Genomic DNA, 434 nt, shown 5'->3' with positions numbered 1-434 from the left:
TCCACGCTGCCGGTTACCGACTGCCAGAAATCGGGATCGTCACGCCGCTGCAACATCAGCACCCGTTTCGTATCTTGTGCGTAGATGACCACTAAGATCGAAACGTGACGCTTATACACTTTATCCTTCACGCTGCCTCTTCGTTGACTGCCTTCGCTCATCCCATTCACATAGTTATCTATGCTCATGGGAGTTCACTCAGTTGCCGCCTCGATGCAACGCGAATGATTTCGTGTATTTGAGTCATATCAGTTATTCTCAGCCTTCTTCACAACCTGAATGCTCAGCTCAGCCAGTGCAGTCGGGTTAGCAAAGCTCGGTGCTTCAGTCATCAGACACGCTGCCGCCGTGGTTTTCGGGAAGGCGATAACGTCACGGATATTGTCGGTGCCGGTCAGCAGCATGGTCAGACGGTCAAGACCGAATGCCAGACC

Annotated in this window: 1 protein-coding gene and 1 pseudogene; both read right to left on the bottom strand. The window is 52.3% G+C overall.

Features of this window, described 5'->3' with window-relative positions:
• Positions 1-131: pseudogene (gene nudB / locus C1I92_RS35950) on the bottom strand (dihydroneopterin triphosphate diphosphatase); the annotation flags it as partial.
• A gap of 117 nt (positions 132-248) precedes the next feature.
• On the bottom strand, positions 249-434 hold a 186-nt coding region (locus C1I92_RS35945; RefSeq protein ID WP_310585769.1), incomplete at its 5' end, for an amino acid--tRNA ligase-related protein.

Source organism: Jiangella anatolica (assembly GCF_003236295.1).
GTDB classification, from domain to species: Bacteria; Actinomycetota; Actinomycetes; order Jiangellales; family Jiangellaceae; genus Jiangella; species Jiangella anatolica.
This window is presented reverse-complemented; position numbering and strand designations above follow the sequence as displayed.